At 58.9% G+C, this 1,066-nt stretch carries 2 protein-coding genes; both read left to right on the top strand.

Annotated elements, in window-relative coordinates:
* A partial coding sequence (locus ACQ4N7_RS30305; RefSeq protein WP_430715135.1) for a hypothetical protein occupies positions 1–474 on the top strand: 474 nt, incomplete at its 5' end.
* Between the two features lie 65 nt (positions 475–539).
* Positions 540–1,066: hypothetical protein (locus tag ACQ4N7_RS30300; protein WP_430715134.1), on the top strand; the 527-nt coding region annotated here is incomplete at its 3' end.

The following is a 1,066-nucleotide window of genomic DNA, read 5'->3' as shown; positions in this document are numbered from 1 at the left end:
CGCGACCAGCAGGGAGAACTGATGCAGGTGCGGGTGAGCAAGTCTACCGGGCTGGGCCGGGGCATTGAGGTGGTATCGGTAGCCGAGCGGGTCAGCGACTTTCAGCGGCAGGAGATACAAAACTTGCGCCACAACCGGGCCGCTATGCCCCAGGGCAAGCTGGACGTGGAAGCCGTTTATGCGGCTCGCACCCGCAGGGTTGAGCACACCGTACGGGATTTTCTCCAGAGCCATGTCTATGCCAACACCTGGAACAAGGAGGGCGGCCAGTTCAAGCTGGAAGTGGGCACCGACGACCTGCTACGCATCACCGATAAGTGGAGCAGGGGTGTTGTCTTTGAACGCCACCACAGCAACGTCGTCTCACGACTCAATCAGCAAGATTTGCTGCACTTTGAGCGGTTGGAGCAGCGAATGCAGTTGGTTAAACAGCAGCCCCATCGTCAGCCCAAGGCCCAGATGGAGCTGGGCTAAATCATCGCCACAATCAGGGATTCTCCGGCATCTACCTCGACTGTCCACTCCCGGAGACTACCACCATGGGTCATCCTCAGTTGGCTGAGGCCTATGCGTCCTACTTCCTAGCGGGTCAGGGCTTTGGCTCTATTGTCGAAGCTCGACGGTTTGCAGCGTCCGTTCTCGGGGAGCCGGTGCAGCCGGGAACCGCACTGGCTAAGACGGTGGATGAATCTGTTGAAGCCGCTGTGGTACGGGCCGGGCGGCAAGTGGTGACGGGTTCCCAGACGACTCACGAAGCCTACGACCGCCTGGTGGAGTTGCTCCAGCGACAGCCCAATTTGAGCGTGCGGTCATCCACGTCAGTTCTGCAACAGGCTTACAGTACACCGATTCCCATTGCTTATTTAGCCTCTGTGCTCGGTGGCATCAATGCGGAAACCACCGTGTATGAGCCAACAGCGGGGAATGGGGCGCTGTTGGTTGGCGCAAATCCAGCTCTGGTAACTGCCAATGAGCTAAATCCAGATCGCTGGGCTGAACTCCAAACCCGAGGCTTTCGCCAGCTCACTCAGGCCGACGCCCTGACTTACAAACCTGAGGCCCAGGT

Origin of the sequence: Nodosilinea sp. AN01ver1 (assembly GCF_050565655.1) — a bacterium.
In the GTDB taxonomy this organism is placed as follows: domain Bacteria; phylum Cyanobacteriota; class Cyanobacteriia; order Phormidesmidales; family Phormidesmidaceae; genus Nodosilinea.
This window is presented reverse-complemented; position numbering and strand designations above follow the sequence as displayed.